The organism is Streptomyces sp. NRRL S-340, from assembly GCF_000720185.1.
GTDB lineage: Bacteria > Actinomycetota > Actinomycetes > Streptomycetales > Streptomycetaceae > Streptomyces.
Map to the genome: position 1 here is coordinate 71,727 of NZ_JOIY01000012.1, position 13,182 is coordinate 84,908.

At 74.1% G+C, this 13,182-nt stretch carries 12 protein-coding genes; 7 read left to right on the plus strand and 5 right to left on the minus strand.

Annotation, left to right across the window (positions count from 1 at the left end; all coding sequences use genetic code 11):
- Window positions 1-28: 28 nt before the first annotated feature.
- The 3 genes from IG64_RS11990 to IG64_RS12000 all read right to left on the minus strand — a co-directional run bounded on the left by IG64_RS11990 (window position 29) and on the right by IG64_RS12000 (window position 4,187).
- Window positions 29-1,231: an anhydro-N-acetylmuramic acid kinase gene (locus IG64_RS11990; RefSeq protein WP_037854891.1), complete on the minus strand. Its 1,203-nt coding sequence runs from the start codon at window positions 1,229-1,231 to the stop codon at window positions 29-31.
- Between the two features lie 304 nt (window positions 1,232-1,535).
- Window positions 1,536-3,098, minus strand: coding sequence for a sodium:solute symporter (locus IG64_RS11995; protein WP_037854892.1), 1,563 nt, complete (start codon window positions 3,096-3,098; stop codon window positions 1,536-1,538).
- A 9-nt stretch (window positions 3,099-3,107) separates the two neighbouring features.
- Complete coding sequence (locus IG64_RS12000; protein WP_037854893.1) at window positions 3,108-4,187, minus strand: BadF/BadG/BcrA/BcrD ATPase family protein; 1,080 nt, start codon at window positions 4,185-4,187, stop codon at window positions 3,108-3,110.
- A 225-nt stretch (window positions 4,188-4,412) separates the two neighbouring features.
- Between IG64_RS12000 and IG64_RS12005 the strand changes: the two genes are divergently transcribed.
- From IG64_RS12005 to IG64_RS12030, 6 genes are all read left to right on the plus strand, one after another.
- Entirely contained in the window at window positions 4,413-5,357 is a 945-nt protein-coding gene (locus IG64_RS12005) for a MurR/RpiR family transcriptional regulator (protein ID WP_037854894.1), read from the plus strand.
- Window positions 5,358-5,439: 82 nt separating this feature from the next.
- Window positions 5,440-6,348 carry an N-acetylmuramic acid 6-phosphate etherase gene (murQ, locus tag IG64_RS12010; RefSeq protein ID WP_037854895.1) on the plus strand — a complete coding sequence of 303 codons (909 nt, stop codon included), beginning with the start codon at window positions 5,440-5,442 and terminating at the stop codon, window positions 6,346-6,348.
- 28 nt (window positions 6,349-6,376) lie between these two features.
- Window positions 6,377-6,592 carry a DUF2945 domain-containing protein gene (locus IG64_RS12015; RefSeq protein WP_037854896.1) on the plus strand — a complete coding sequence of 72 codons (216 nt, stop codon included), beginning with the start codon at window positions 6,377-6,379 and terminating at the stop codon, window positions 6,590-6,592.
- 41 nt (window positions 6,593-6,633) lie between these two features.
- Entirely contained in the window at window positions 6,634-7,212 is a 579-nt protein-coding gene (locus IG64_RS12020; protein ID WP_037854897.1) for a DUF488 family protein, read from the plus strand.
- Window positions 7,209-7,499, plus strand: a complete 291-nt coding sequence (locus IG64_RS12025) for an MGMT family protein (protein WP_234438482.1) — start codon at window positions 7,209-7,211, stop codon at window positions 7,497-7,499. Before IG64_RS12020 ends, IG64_RS12025 begins: the two co-directional genes overlap by 4 nt.
- Before the next feature lie 478 nt (window positions 7,500-7,977).
- Complete coding sequence (locus tag IG64_RS12030; RefSeq protein ID WP_037854899.1) at window positions 7,978-9,867, plus strand: ATP-binding cassette domain-containing protein; 1,890 nt, start codon at window positions 7,978-7,980, stop codon at window positions 9,865-9,867.
- Window positions 9,868-9,926: 59 nt separating this feature from the next.
- Here IG64_RS12030 and IG64_RS12035 read toward each other — a convergent pair whose 3' ends face one another.
- On the minus strand, window positions 9,927-11,219 hold the full coding sequence (locus IG64_RS12035; RefSeq protein WP_037854901.1) for an MFS transporter: 1,293 nt from the start codon (window positions 11,217-11,219) through the stop codon (window positions 9,927-9,929).
- Between the two features lie 32 nt (window positions 11,220-11,251).
- Window positions 11,252-11,854, minus strand: a complete 603-nt coding sequence (locus IG64_RS12040) for an ArsR/SmtB family transcription factor (protein WP_037854903.1) — start codon at window positions 11,852-11,854, stop codon at window positions 11,252-11,254.
- 244 nt (window positions 11,855-12,098) lie between these two features.
- On the opposite strand from IG64_RS12040, the gene IG64_RS12045 reads away from it, so the two are divergent.
- Window positions 12,099-12,917, plus strand: a complete 819-nt coding sequence (locus IG64_RS12045) for an SAM-dependent methyltransferase (protein WP_037854904.1) — start codon at window positions 12,099-12,101, stop codon at window positions 12,915-12,917.
- Window positions 12,918-13,182 lie beyond the last annotated feature (265 nt).

A 13,182-nucleotide genomic window follows, 5' to 3' on the forward strand; every position in this document is an offset into this window, starting at 1 on the left:
AGGGGACGGCCCCGGCGGGTGCGCCGGGTCAGCCGGTGCGCGGCCGGCCGGTCGCGGGGGCGGGGCCGGTGATCCGCAGCCGGTGCGGTGGGCGGGGCGCCGGCTGGGGCAGGCGCAGGGGCCCGTGGCCGGGCGTGATGCTGCCGAGCAGCGTGGCCCGGCGGGCGCCGGTGGCCGACGGGAGCGTGCCGGGCAGACCGTTGACGGTGAGATAGCCGAGGACGGCGAAGGCGAGGGCCTCCTTGGCGTCGGAGGGCACGCCCAGCTCGTCGCTGGGGCGCAGCCGCACGCCGGGCAGTTCTTCGGCGATCATGCGCATCAGCACCGGGTTGTGCAGCCCGCCGCCGGAGACGACGAGTTCGGTGACCCCGTGGGCGCGGCAGGCGTCGGCGACGGTGACGGCGGTCAGCCGGGTCAGGGTGGCCAGGACGTCGTCGGTGCCCGGGGTGGGCACCGCTTCCAGTGCGCGCTGGAGGTAGGGCAGGTGGAAGTGTTCCTTGCCGGTCGTCTTCGGCGCGGGCCTGCGGTAGTAGGGGTCGTCGAGGAGGACGCGGAGCAGTGCGGGGCTGGTGCGGCCGGCGGCGGCCCGGCGTCCGTCCTCGTCGTAGGCGGCGGCGCCGTCGGTGACGTGGCGTACGGCGGCGTCCAGCAGGGCGTTGGCCGGGCCGGTGTCGAAGGCCAGCGGTTCGGCACCGGGCGCGAGGACGGTGACGTTGGCGATGCCGCCCAGGTTGAGCGCGGCGGGCGTGCCGGGCAGGGCGCGCAGCAGCAGGGTGTCGGTCATGCCGACCAGCGGGGCGCCCTGCCCGCCCGCGGCCACGTCCCTGCTGCGCAGGTCGGAGACGACCGGGAGGCCGGTGGCCTCGGCGATCCAGGCCGGCCGGCCGAGCTGGAGGGTGCCGCGGACGGTGCCGTCCTCGACCCAGTGGTGCATGGTCTGGCCGTGCGAGACGACGAGGTCGGCGGTGCCCCCGCACAGCTCGCGCAGGGCCCGTCCGGCGGCCTCGGCGAAGGCCCGGCCGATGCCGGTGTCCAGGGCGCAGATCGCCTGGGTCGTCGTGGCGGCCGGCGGCAGGGTGGCGGCGATCAGGTCCCGTACGTCCGCCGGGTAGGGGACGGAGAGGTGTCCCAGGGGCCGCAGGAGCAGGGTGTCGCCGTCCAGGGCGAGGTCGGCGGCGGCGGCTTCGATGGCGTCGTAGGAGGTGCCCGACATCAGGCCGATCACACGCACGGCGCCTCCCGGTGCCCGGTGCGCCCCGCAGGCGGGGTGTGCTGCGGCATGGTCTCTCCCAGGAGGTCGGGGTGCGGGCCGGGGCGGGCGGCGCCCCGCGGACGCGCGGGGGCGCGAGGGGGGCAGGGGACGGCCGAGGCGACCGGGGCAGGCGGGGTGGCCCAGGGTGCCAGGGCCGTCGGTGCGGCCGAGACGGTCGAAGGGGCCAGGACGGTCGGCGTGGCCGGGGCGATCGGGGCGGCCAGGACTGTCGGGGTGGTCCGGGTGGCCGGGGCGGTCCGGGCCGGACGCGGGGCGCGCGCCGTCATTCCCGGCCCGCCGCGGCGGTGACGCGCTCGGGGCCTGCGCCCGGCTCGCCGTCACCGGTGTCCGCCGCCGGGGCACGGTGCAGCAGGCTCGACAGGCCGCCGACGGCCAGGGTGACCAGTACGCCGATGGGCACCAGCCACTGGGCGGCGATCCCGGTGGGCACGGGGACGCCGGCCACGGTGACGTCGATCTTCACCTCGCGCACGATGTACGTCATCACGCCGACCGTCACCAGGAACGCCACGACGGCGTCGGCCTCACCGGCCCGCCGGACGATCCGCCCGAGCAGGAACGCGCCGAGCAGCGCGCCGTAGGTGTAGCCCGCGATGGTGAGGCCGGTGAGGTAGACGTTGCCGGTGCTGGTGCTGAAGGCACAGGCGAAGACGGCCATCAGCACCGCCCACACCAGCGTCATCACCCGGGCCAGCCGCAGCAGGAACTCCTCGGAGGGTGTGCCGCGGAAGAAGCTGTGGATGATGTCGGCGACCGTCGAGTTCGACATGGAGTTCAGCGCGGAGGACAGCGATCCCATCGCGGCGCCGAGGATGCCCGCCACCAGCAGGCCGGAGATCACCACGGGCAGCCCGTGCAGGATGAACTCGGGATAGAGGTTGTCGGAGCTGCTCAGACCGAGGGCCTTGAAGTCCTTGCCCTGGTTGTAGGACCACAGCAGCGCGCCGACGAGGGAGAAGGCCGCGAACTGGAGGGTGACGAAGACACCCGAGGCGATCATGGCCTTCTGCCCGTCGCGCAGGGTCCGGGTGGCCAGGATGCGCTGGACCATCAGCTGGTCGGAGCCGTGGCTGGCCATGGCGAAGATGGCGCCGCCGATGATGGCCGTGGGCAGCGCGAAGGAGCTGGTGAGGATGTGTGCCGGGCCGAAGTCGGTGTCGAAGAGCTTGAACCGGCCGGCGTGCAGGGCGTCCGCGAAGCCGGCCCCGCCGACGTGGGCGGACAGTACGGCGATGGCGAGGACCGCGCCGCCCACGTACAGCGCCATCTGGATGGTGTCGGTCCAGATGACGGCCTTGATGCCGCCGAGGTAGGTGTAGACGACGGTGATCACGGTGACGGCGACGATGATGACCCGGTAGCTCGCGTGCACGCCGAACTCGTCGAGCAGCAGCTTGATGGGGATGGCCGAGGCGAACAGCCGCACGCCCTCGGCGAGCAGCCGGGTGAAGACGAAGGTCACCGAGGCGAGCCCCTGCAGTTTCAGCCCGAACCGGCTTCCCAGGTACTGGTAGGCGCTGACGAATCCGCCGCGCTTGTACAGCGGGATCAGCACGGCGGCCACGACGACGCGGCCGATCACGTAGCCGAGGGCGAGTTCGACGTTGCCGAAGCCCTGCCCGCTGTACGCGCCGCCGGGGACGCTGATGACGGTGAGCACGCTGGTCTCGGTGGCCACCACGGAGAACGCGACGGTCCACCACGGCATGTGGCCCTCGCCGACGAAGTAGTCCTTCGCGGTCTTCTGCCGGCCCGCCAGTCTGAGGCCGATCACGGCGATCGCCACCAGGTAGACGACGACCACCACGAGGTCGAGTTGGCGCACGCTCAGCTCCTAAGCAACGACCGGCGGGGTCACCGGCGGGGTGGGGACGGTGGTGGAGGGCGCCGACCGCCGTACGCGGGCGACGTGGGGTTCGTGGGGTGCCGCGGCGTCCAGGGCCAGCAGGCGGGCGCCGTCCAGCGGGTCGCCGAGCGCCGGCCGCACGTCGAGGGCGAGCGGGGAGCCGGCGAGGCAGGTCCGCAGCGGGCCGAGCAGCGGCTCCCCGAGCCCGGTGAGTCCGCCGGTCAGAGCGACGGGCAGGGAGGCGGCGCCGGTGCCGGACGGGGGCGCGGGCGTGCCGGGCAGCGTGCCGGACGGGGTGGCGGGCAGGGCGGTGGCGCCGCCGACGCGGCGGGCGGCGGCGAGTACGGCCTCGCCGAGTGCCGCGGCGGCCTCGCGCAGGACGGCCGCGGCGCGGTCGTCGCCCGCGGCGGCCACGCGTGCCACGTCCGGCGCGAAGGACGCGGCGGTACGGGCCGGGTTGCCGTCCCTGTCCAGGGCCGCGGGCAGCCGCTCGGGGTCGCCGAAGCGTTCCACGGCGGCGGCCAGCAGCGCGGTCGCCGGGCCGCGTCCGTCGTGGGCGCGCAGCGCGGCCCGCAGTCCGGCGGCGCCGATCCACGCGCCGCTGCCCTCGTCACCGAGCCAGGGGCCCCAGCCGTCCACGCGGGCGTACGTTCCGTCGTCCCCGATGCCGATCGCGACGGAGCCGGTGCCGAGCGCGAGCACGACACCGGGGCGGGTGCCGAGGGCGCCGGCGTGCGCGGTCACGGCGTCGCTGGTGACGGCCACCTCCTGCGCCGGCAGGTCCTCCAGGAGCCGCAGGGCCAGGTCGCGGGCGGCCTCCGGGGCGCTGGCGGCGCCCGCGGCACCCACGCAGAGGGCGGCGGGACGGAACGCGGGCGCCCGTTCCAGGAGCGGGAGGACGGCGGCACGCACGGCGGCACGCGCCGCCGCGACTCCGTCGCCGGTGGCCAGGCCGGGGGCGCCGGGCACCTCGTGGACCCGGCCGAGCGGGTGGGCGGGAACGCCGTCGTCCCACAGCACGGCACGGCAGCCGGTCTTGCCGAGGTCCACCGCCACTGCTGATGTCATACAACACGCCTTCGTGTGCTCCGGGGATCCGTCGCGTCGGGGGGTCACGGCACGGCCGGGGAGGGCCGGTGCGGTGACGGGCGCGGATCGCGGTCCAGTGAGTATCAGAACCCCGACCTCCGCATGTCAATAAGTAACTTCGCGAAAGTTGGTCCGTAACTTTTTGACGTCACCCGGGCGGTGTGATTACCGTGTCGCTCACCCACCCAGGAGGGAACGGCCCCCATGCCCCAGCAGGAACCACCCCGTCCCGCCGCGCCGGCGCCGGACACCGGCGCGGCCGGAACACTGGCGGGCATCAGGGCGGCGCTGCCCGCCCTGGCCCCCTCCGAACGACGGGTGGCCGAGGCCGTCCTGGCCGATCCGGCGCAGGCGTCGGAGCTGTCGATCAGCGCGCTCGCCGGGCGGGCGGACACCTCGGTGGCCACCGTGATGCGCTTCTGCCGGACCATCGGGATCGCCAACTACCCGCAGCTGCGCCTGGCACTGGCCGCGGCGGCCGCCCGGGAGCACGCCCTCGGCGGGGAGCGCCCGGCGCCGGTCACCGACATCAGCGCCACCGACACGCTGGACGAGATCGTCGGCAAAATCATCTACAACGAGGTGCACGCACTCCAGGACTCGGGGGCCGCGCTGGACACCGAGGTGCTGGGGCGGGCGGTGGACGCGGTCGCCGGGGCCCGGCGGATCGACATCTTCGGTGTCGGCGCCAGCGCGTTCGTCGGCCAGGACCTGCACCAGAAACTGCACCGCATCGGCCGTACGGCGTTCGTGTGGACGGACCGGCACGCGGCCCTCACCGCCACCGCCCTCCTCGGCCCCGGTGACGTCGCCCTGGCCGTCTCCCACTCCGGGGAGACCGAGGACACCGTCGAACCGCTGCTGGCCGCCGCCGAACACGGTGCCACCACGATCGCCCTGACCAATGTGCCGCGTTCCACGCTGGCCAGGGGCGCGGACCTCGTGCTGACGACCTGCGCCCGGGAGACCCCCTTCCGCTCCGGCGCGACCGTCAGCCGCATCGCCCAGCTCGCCGTCATCGACTGCCTGTTCGTCGGTGTCGCCCAGCGGTCCTACGACGCCACGACGGCGGCGCTGGAGAAGACCTACGGAGCCGTCCAGCACCGCAGACGCTCCCCGTCGCAGCGCCGCTCCCCCACCGGCGACTGACCCGGACCGTTCCCCCCCCGCCCGCACCACCGCCGGCCCTCATCACGCCCAGCCCTGCCCGCTCCGAAAGGACGACCGCGCCGTGGACCTCAGCACACTCGGTACCGAGACCCGCAACGAGCGGACCACCGAACTGGACCGCATGCCGGTCCTCGACCTGCTCTCCGTGATGAACGCCGAGGACCAGAGCGTCGCCCTGGCCGTACGGGGCGCCCTCCCGGAGATCGCGGCCGCCGTCGAGGCGGTCACCGAGTCGCTGCGTCAGGGCGGGCGTCTGATCTACGTGGGCGCCGGCACGAGCGGTCGCATCGGCCTCCTCGACGCGGTCGAGTGCCCTCCGACCTTCGGCACCTCCCCCGGCCAGGTCGTGGGTGTGCTCTCCGGCGGCCCGGGCGCCTTCGCGGTCGCGGTCGAGGGCGCCGAGGACGACCCGGCCGGGGCCGTCACCGACCTGGACGGGATCGGCGTGGACGACCGGGACACCGTCGTCGGGCTCGCCGCCAGCGGCCGTACCCCCTACGTCATCGGCGGCCTCGAGCACGCCGCCGCCAAGGGCGCCGTGACCGTGTCGGTCGCCTGCAACGCGAACGCGGCCGTCAGCCGCTACGCCGACATCCCCATCGAGGTGCCCACCGGGCCCGAGGTCGTCACCGGATCGACCCGGCTCAAGGGCGGCACCGCCGAGAAGATGGTCTGCAACATGCTCTCGACCGCCTCGATGGTGCGCCTCGGCAAGGTCTACGGCAATCTCATGGTCGACGTGCGGGCCAGCAACGACAAGCTCGTGGACCGCGCCCGCCGCATGGTCGTGCAGGCCACCGGCACCGACCCGGACACGGCGGCCGAGACCCTGCGCCGGGCCGGCGGCCACGCGAAGACCGCCATCGTCATGCTCCTCGCCCACTGCACCGCCGAAGAGGCCGCCCGCCGCCTGGAGCGGGCCGGCGGCGACACGCGGGCGGCCGTCGCCGCGGCCCCCTCCGGAGCATGAAGGGACGGCGCGCGGGAACCCGCCCGGCATGTCCCACACGCAGCAGTTCGCCGTCGGGGACCATGTCCGGTGGAATTCCGAGGCCGGACACGTCCAAGGCGTCATCATCAGGAAACACACGCGGGACGTGGACTGGAAAGGGCATGTGCACCACTGCTCCGAGAGCGACCCGCAATACGAGATCAAGAGCGACAGGACCGATCACGTCGCCCTGCACAAAGGCGGCGCGCTGACGAAACTGTAGGGCGACGGCGGGGTGTTGCCGGCGAGGCGGCGGGATGACGGATGACGAACCGCATCTGGACGGTGGGGCACTCCACGCGTGATTTCGACGAACTGCTGGAGATGCTGCGCGGCAACGGCATCACCTGTCTGGCCGACGTCCGCTCGTTCCCGTCGTCGAGGAAGTACCCGCAGTGGAACCAGCCGGCGATCGTCGAGTCCCTGCCTCCCGGCATCGGCTACCGGTGGATCCCGCGGCTGGGCGGCCGACGGCACACGCCGAAGGGGGTGCCGAGCGCGAACGGGGCGTGGCGGGTCAAGGCCTTCCGCGACTACGCCGACTACATGGCGACCGACGCGTTCGCGGAAGGGCTGGAGGAACTGCTCGGACTGGCGGAGCACGGAAGACCGGCGATCATGTGCAGCGAGGCGGTGCCCTGGCGCTGCCATCGCAGGCTGATCACGGACGCTCTGATCGTCCCGGGCGCGGAGGTGGTGCACATCATGTCGGCCACCACGGCGAAGCCCGCCGTGCTGAACCCGAACGCGCGCGTGCGGAACGGGCGCCTGACCTACCCGCCGGACCCAGCGGACCCGCACGCTCCGCCAGATCCGCCCGGCCCGTCGGTGAGGGCGCGATGAGCCTCGTCGAGGACGTCCGCGAAGCGGTCCTCGCCGTCCCGGCCGGGTCCGTCACCTCCTACGGTGCCGTCGGCAGGAGGATCGGGGCGGGCCCGCGGCAGGTGGGGCGGGTCATGGGCCTGCTCGACGAAGGCGTCCCCTGGTGGCGTGTCGTCCACGCCGACGGGACCCCCCGCCACCTGCCACGGCGGCCGGGCGCGGGAACTGCTCCTCGGCGAGGGCACGCCGATGCGCGGGACGCGGGTGGACATGACGCGGGCGCAGCATCACTGGGGGTGCTGAGCTGAGGGTGCTCCCGGCGGTGACGTTCCGGGGGCCCGTGCGGGCACGGTCCGATGTGCCGTCGACCGGGCGGGAGGCGCTGGATCGGGTGCGACGCCGCCGTGCGCACGCCGTCCCGGCCGCGCGGGCCCGGCCGATGACGGCCTCCCACCCGGCCGGGTCACGGTCTCGGCGGCCGGCCACCGCCTGTCGGCCGCGGTGGCCGACGGGGCGTACGGCGGGGGCGTACGTCTGTGGCGTACGCCCCGGTCAACGTCCGGTGGCGGGGCCGCGTTCGGGGGCGTCAGGGGGTGAGGACCGGCGTTTCGGCCACCCCGGGCACGGCGGCGGCGGCCTGGGCACGGTGGCCTCGCGGCCGGGCCCTTGCTCTCCAAGGGGTCCAGGGCGTCCGAGACCGAGCGCGTTCGATTCCCGTTCCTCCTCGTTGAGCCGGGCACCGCCGAGCCACGCGGGCGCGGCGCCGACCCACGAGGAGGAACCCGGATGACCGCGACCGACACCGGCGCACAGAGCGCCGAGACGCCGCCGCCTCCACCGCCCGCCACCATCACCTTCGAGGGCCAGCACGGGAAGAACCCCCTGGCAGAGGCCAGTTTCGGCGCCTTGTGCCGACGCCTTCCCGGGGTGCTCGGGCGCACCGCGCGCATGGCCTGGGCCGTCGACAGGCCCGGTGTCGTCCTCCTCCTGGTGTGCCAGTGCCTCGGCGGTGTCACCGCCGCGCTCGTGCTGGCGTTCACCGCGCGGGCGATGACGCACATCCTCGGCACGGGCACGGTGCCCGAACGCCTGCACGGCGCCCTGCCCGCGCTGATCGTCGTCACGTCCGCCGCGGGCGTCGGCCGGATCAGCGGCGCCCTGTCCTCCTACGCGGACGGGCGGATCACCCCGCTGCTGACGACCGAGGCGGACATCGCCCTGGTCGCCGCCGTGTGCCGGGTCGAGGCGTCCGCCTACGGCGAGGACGGGTTCGCCGACCGGCAGGAGGCGGCCGAGGTCGGCGTCACCCGGACCCGGCTGATGGTCCAGGACGCGCAGCGGTTCATGGCCGCGCTGATCCGCATGACCGCGGCGGGCGGTGTCATCACCGCGCTGCACCCGCTGATGCTGCCGCTGCTCCTGCTGGCCGTGCTGCCGGCGGGCGCGGGCGCCGTGCTCACCGCGCGCGTCGACTACGAGACCCACTACCTGAACGTCGGTGACCGCAACGTACGCGGCATGATGCGCTGGTGGGCCACCTACTCCCGGCACGGGGACGAGGTCCGGGCCAACGGCATGACGGGCTACCTGATCCACTGGTACCGGGCCCTGTCGGACCGTATCGACGCACGTGTGCTCGCCGCCGCGCCGCGCATGCTGCGCATCACCCTGGCGACGAGCGCCCTGGGCGGGGTGTTCCTCCTCGCCGCCTGGGCGACCCTCGCCTGGCTGGCGGCCACCGGTCGGGTGGCCCTGCCGGTCGCGGCGACGGCGGTCGTCGCCGTGCAGACCACGCTGGGCGCGCTCTCCCAGTTCGTCATGCACGGTGCCGCCATGTTCCACACCTCCCTGTACCTCGCCGACATGCGGTCCTTCCTCGACATGGCCCGCGCACGCGCCCCGCGCCGCGGCGAACTGGCCGTTCCCGAGCGCGTGGAGGAGATCCGCCTGGACGACGTCACCTACCGCTACCCCGGCAAGGACGAACCCGCCGTGCACGGTGTGTCGCTCAGGCTGCGCCGCGGTGAGATCCTGGCCGTAGTCGGTGAGAACGGTTCGGGCAAGTCCACGCTGGTCAAGCTCATCACCGGCATTCTGCTCGCCGACAAGGGCCGCGTCCTGTGGGACGGTACCGACCTCGCCGGCGCGGACCCGGACGCGGTGTGGCGGCGCACCGCCCTGGTCCCGCAGAACTTCGCCTGCTGGCCGCTGCGCGCCCGCGAGAACATCACCCTCGGCCAGCCGAGGACGTTCGACGACGGCCCGGTGTGGGACGCGGTCGACGCCGTCGGCATGCGCGAGGCCGTCGAGAAACTGCCCCAGCGGCTCGACACGCTGCTCGCCCGGGAACTGTGGGGCGGGGCGGAGCTGTCCGGCGGCCAGTGGCAGCGGCTGGCCTGCGGGCGCGCGCTCTACCGGCAGACGCCCCTGCTGATCCTGGACGAACCGACCTCGCAGATGGATCCCCGGGGCGAACACGGCATCTTCGCGCGGATCAAGGCCATCGCCTCCGACCGCATCACCATCATCGTCACGCACCGCCTGGAGAACACCAAGGTCGCCGACCACATCGTCGTCATGGAGCAGGGGCGCGTGAGCGAGCACGGCCGCTACGAGGATCTCGTCCACGCGAGCGGCACCTTCGCCGCGCTCCTGCGCCTGTCCCAGGACCGCTGACCGCCGCCCCTGCCGCGCCCCGCCGGCGGCACCTGTCCGGCGGGGCGTGCGGCACGGGTTCAGCGGCGGCTGCCGGCGCGGCGACCCCCTGACGAGCGCGGGGCCCTGGGGAGTTCGGCTCGCCGTACCGCGCCGGAGGTGAGGGTGACGGTCGCGCCGAGGGCGCCGAGGACACCGCAGCCGACAAAGACCGGAGCGGCGCCCCAGGCGCCGACGGCGGCCCCGGCCAGCGGGTAGCCGAGGGGCGCGAGCCCGACCATGGTGAGCATGACGACGGAGGTGACCCGGCCGAGGAAGGCCGGATCCGCCGCGGTCTGGACGAGCACGCTGTCCAGGCCGCCGAAGACACCGGCGTTCAGCCCGATCACGGCCGCCAGCACCACGGCGGTCCAAAGGTGCGGTACGAGGGCGATGGCCGCCGCTCCCGCCGAGCCCGCCAGGAGCGTCGCGGACAGCACCAGGCCGGCCCGCGGCAGCCGCCCGGCGACGGCGAGCAGCAGCGCACTGGCCGCGGCACCCGCCCCGAAGGCGCTGACGATCCAGCCGTAGCCGGAAGGGCCCCAGCCGCGCTCGGCGTTGAGGAGCACCAGGCCGACGTTGAGGGTGCCGGCCAGGCCGAGTTCGCAGATGGCGCCGGCGACGACGAGCGGCCCGATGAGGGGGTGGCGGCGGATGTAGCGGAGGCCTTCCAGCAGGTCCGCCCGTGCGGTGCCGGGCTCCGTCCGTCGCCCGGCGCCCGGTTCCACGGGCCGTATCCGTATCGTCAGCAGCAACGGCAGGGACACGGCGAAGAACAGGCCGGCCAGGGTGAAGGCCGTGGCGGGTCCGCCGAGTGCCATGGCCAGACCGCCGGCCGGCGGGCCCGCGATCTGGCTCAGGCGCAGGGCGAGCGAGCGCATACCGGCGACCCGGGCCAGCTGGTCCGGGCCGGTGATCCGCGGCGGGAGCGCGCCGACCGCGGGGACGAACAGCGCGTCCACGGCGCCGAAGAGGAGCGCCAGCACGACCAGGATCCACAGGGCCGGGGCGGTGAGGGCGACGGCGGCGGCCACCGCGAGGATGAGCAGGCAGCGCAGCGCGTCGCTGCCGAGGATCACCCGGCGCGGGTCGGCCCGGTCGGCCACCACTCCCCCGCCGAGCATGAGCAGGGCCCGCGGCAGCGCGCCCGACGCCATGACGAGGCCGACCTCCGCGGGCCCGGCGGCCTTCTGGGCGGACCAGCCCAGGGCGACGAAGTACACGCTGTCGCCGACGAGGGAGACGGTGTACGCGCTGAGCCAGCGCAGGACGTTGCCGTCGCGGTGGGCCGGTGCGGGGGCGCGTGCGGGCAGGGCTGTCTCTGCGGTGGCCATGGCGGGCTCCGTGTGCGTCGGGGCGGGCGGGGTCAGGGTCTGAAGGGGAAGCCGTACAGGTGCACGGAGACGTGCTCGCGGCCCTCGGTCCCGCCGGCCGCGCGAGCGGCCTTGGCGCGCTCGCGCCAGTGCCGGGCGAGCGCCTCGAACTCGTCGCTCATCTCGGCGAGTTCGTCCGCGGTCAGTTCCAGCAGCCACTCGGAGCCGAAGGCCGCGTCGGTCCAGGCCCTTCCCCAGGCGGCCTTCTGGTCGAGGTAGGCGCGGTACTGGGCGACGCGGGTGTCGAAGATGCCCCGGGTCACCGCGCCGACGGCGGCGGCTCCTTCGGGTGTGTCCGCGAAGTCCGATTCGCGAAAGCCCCAGCCGTCCTCGGAGGCCACCTTCCACCACCGCTCCCGGCCGTCGGCCCCGCGGTCGCCCGCCTGCGTCACGAAGCCGTGCTCGGAGAGCTTGCGCAAGTGGTAACTGACCAGCGACGGAGTCTCGTCGACATGCTCGGCGAGCTGGGAGGCGGTCGCCGTGCCCGCGGCGTAGAGCAACCGGTAGAGCTGCATGCGCAGGGGGTTCATGAACGCCCGCAGCCGCGCGAGGTCGGTGATCTGCTCGGGCTCGTGGTCGCGCTTCGTCCGCCGCATGCCCTCACCGTAGGTGTGAAGTGAAAACTTCGCAATATTGCCTTCAGGTCTGCCGCGACGGACACGCCGACAACTCCGAGAAGGGGAGCGGGAAGCAGGGAGCAGGGGCGTGCGCGGAGCGAGGGCCCGGGGGCCTGCGGCCCGGCGCGGGGCGTGCGGGACACGCGCGGTCGTGGGGAGCAAGGGGTCACGGTCTGATCGAACCGGTGGTCAACGGGCGGTCCCCCGGGGAAGGATGGCCGCCATGACGGATGAAGGCCTCTCGATCGACCCCACCAAGCCGAGCATCGCGCGCGTCTACGACTACCTGCTCGGCGGCAAGGACAACTACGCCGTGGACCGCGGGATCGGCGACGTGTTCAAGCGCGACCTGCCCGGTTCGGTCGCCATCGCCTTCGCCAACCGGGCGGCCCTGACCCGCGCCGTCGCGGAGATCTCGACGTCCACCGGGGTACGGCAGTTCATCGACCTGGGCAGCGGCCTTCCGACCGCCGACAACGTCCACCAGGTCGCGCAGCGGCACGCCGAGGACGCCCGGGTCGTCTACGTCGACATAGACCCGCAGGTGCTGGTCCACGGCCGTGCGCTGCTCCAGGAGAACGAGCGGACCCGGGTCGTCGCGGCCGACGTACGCGATCCCGAGGTCATCCGCACCCACCCGGACACACTGGAGCTGATCGACTTCGACCGCCCCGTCGCCGTCATGTTCAGCGCGATCCTCCACCACGTCAACGACGACGAGGACCCCGCGGGGATCGTCCGTTACTGGCGCGACCAGGTACCCGCGGGGAGCTACTTCTTCGTCAGTCACTTCCGGTCCGGTCACAACGCGGAGACCGCGGAGGCCGAGAGGGTGCTGCAGCAGACGTTCGGCCGCGGCCGGTGGCGCACGGACGCGGAGATCGCCTCCCTGCTGGACGGCCTGGAGATCCTGGAGCCCGGGATCGTCCCGGCCTCCCTGTGGCGGCCCGGCACCACGGACGGCCCCGCAGGGCCCGGCGGCGAGCCGGAACTCACCGTCTGGGAACGGCTCATCGCCGCCGGGCTGGCCCGGAAGGCCTAGTCCCTGTCGGCACATTCCCGCCCGCCCCGCGACACCTTGCACGCCCCTCGCCGCTCCGGGTGAAAGCCCGGGTACGCCCAGTACGCGGACTTCCGCCCGGCATGCCGGGAGCACGCACCGGACGCCGCGGGGCCGCCCTGCGGGCGACGACGGGAAGGTGACGACAGGTCAGCAGGCCGCAAGAGCCTCACGACAGTGCTCGTCGTGACGTCCGCGGTGAGGCCGAGGGGGGATGCCGACGGGAGGTCCCGTGCGGGTCACGGAG

Excerpts from the sequence above, each read along its gene's own strand:
- IG64_RS12035 (WP_037854901.1), bottom strand. The coding sequence starts at position 11,219 with ATGGCCACCGCAGAGACAGCCCTGCCCGCACGCGCCCCCGCACCGGCC.
- IG64_RS12020 (WP_037854897.1), top strand. The coding sequence starts at position 6,634 with ATGACGAACCGCATCTGGACGGTGGGGCACTCCACGCGTGATTTCGAC.
- IG64_RS12025 (WP_234438482.1), top strand. The coding sequence starts at position 7,209 with ATGAGCCTCGTCGAGGACGTCCGCGAAGCGGTCCTCGCCGTCCCGGCC.
- IG64_RS12045 (WP_037854904.1), top strand. The coding sequence starts at position 12,099 with ATGACGGATGAAGGCCTCTCGATCGACCCCACCAAGCCGAGCATCGCG.
- IG64_RS12015 (WP_037854896.1), top strand. The coding sequence starts at position 6,377 with ATGTCCCACACGCAGCAGTTCGCCGTCGGGGACCATGTCCGGTGGAAT.
- IG64_RS12040 (WP_037854903.1), bottom strand. The coding sequence starts at position 11,854 with ATGCGGCGGACGAAGCGCGACCACGAGCCCGAGCAGATCACCGACCTC.
- IG64_RS12005 (WP_037854894.1), top strand. The coding sequence starts at position 4,413 with ATGCCCCAGCAGGAACCACCCCGTCCCGCCGCGCCGGCGCCGGACACC.
- IG64_RS12030 (WP_037854899.1), top strand. The coding sequence starts at position 7,978 with ATGACCGCGACCGACACCGGCGCACAGAGCGCCGAGACGCCGCCGCCT.
- IG64_RS12000 (WP_037854893.1), bottom strand. The coding sequence starts at position 4,187 with ATGACATCAGCAGTGGCGGTGGACCTCGGCAAGACCGGCTGCCGTGCC.